Source organism: Kamptonema sp. PCC 6506, from assembly GCF_000180455.1.
Classification (GTDB): Bacteria; Cyanobacteriota; Cyanobacteriia; order Cyanobacteriales; family Microcoleaceae; genus Kamptonema; species Kamptonema formosum.
Genome location: NZ_CACA01000135.1, coordinates 1 through 1,319 on the forward strand (window position 1 = coordinate 1; position 1,319 = coordinate 1,319).

1 protein-coding gene is annotated in these 1,319 nt (G+C 49.1%); it reads right to left on the reverse strand.

The genetic code is table 11. From position 1 onward, the window contains the following. Positions 1–6: 6 nt before the first annotated feature. The gene (ribD, locus tag OSCI_RS07890) at positions 7–1,173 is read right to left on the reverse strand and encodes a bifunctional diaminohydroxyphosphoribosylaminopyrimidine deaminase/5-amino-6-(5-phosphoribosylamino)uracil reductase RibD (protein ID WP_007354378.1); all 1,167 of its coding nucleotides are present in this window, start codon (positions 1,171–1,173) and stop codon (positions 7–9) included. Between the last annotated feature and the right edge of the window lie 146 nt (positions 1,174–1,319).

Here is a 1,319-nt window from a genome sequence, read left to right on the forward strand (position 1 = left end):
ACCAATTTAATCTTTGATTTTCAAATAGCCTTCAACCAAGCAGTCTGCACCGACAGAGTGCCAACTAACTCGCTCTAAAGCGATCGCCTCTGTCATCCTAGCAAAACCTAAATCGCCAACGGGGGAGGGAGAACCTTGACCACCGACAATTTTAGGGGCAATAAAAGCTAAAATTTTCTGCACAGAACCGTCTGCGATCGCACTTGCGGCCAAAATCCCGCCACATTCCCAAAGTACCGACAGAAAAGAGCGATCGTACAGATAAGCCATCGCGCTAGCGGGCGTTAACGGCGACAAATCCACCACTTCCACCCCCCTTGACCCTAAAAACTCCCGAAACTCAGGATTAGTCCCCTCCTGAGTCAGCACCAAAGTAGAAGCATCCCCCGTTTCCCAGAGGCGAGACGACTTCGGCAAATCCAGAGTACGGCTCATCACCACCCGCAGAGGATTGTGTCTACCTTCTTGGTGACTCGTCAATTGAGGATTATCTAGCCGCACCGTATTACCCCCAACAATCACAGCATCGCAAGCTATCCGTAAACCATGTACCTGCGATCGCGCCTCCTCCCCCGTCACCCAAGCGCTATGACCCGAACTGGTCGCAATTTTACCGTCCAGAGTCATCGCATATTTCAAAATTCCAAAAGGTCGGCGGTATAAAATCCGATGGATAAAAGCCTCATTCAGCTTGCGACAAGCTTCCTCTTCCACGCCTACCACAACCTCAATCCCAGCTTCCCGCAATCTAGCAATCCCACCCCCAGATACCAAAGGATTTGGATCGACCATTCCCACCACTACTTTTGCCACACCAGCCGCAATTAAAGCTTCCGAACACGGAGGAGTACGGCCATAGTGGTTGCAAGGCTCCAGGTTAACGTAAACAGTCGCTCCTAGAGCTTTTTCTCCTGCTTCCCTCAGCGCAAAAACTTCTGCGTGGGGCATTCCTGCACCTGGATGAAAACCTTCCCCGACAACTAGACCATCTCGAACGATCGCAGAACCAACTAAAGGATTAGGAGCCGTTTTACCTAAAGCACAGCGGGCAAGTTCGATACACCGCCGCATCATTGCGGCATCAAAATCTTGTCTAGGCTGTTGGGTTTTGCCTTCCTGTTGCCCGTTAGCTGAGCGAATTTCCGGTTGAGCGTGCGCGGGGAAAGTTTCCATTGATTTGTGCTGTGGAGTCTAACCCTGAGTGTACTAAGAAATTTGGTAATTGGTAATTTGTAATTGGTAATTTGTAATTGCTAATTTGTAATTGCTAATTGCTAATTGCTAATTGCTAATTGCTAATTGGGGAAATTTTCTCCCCA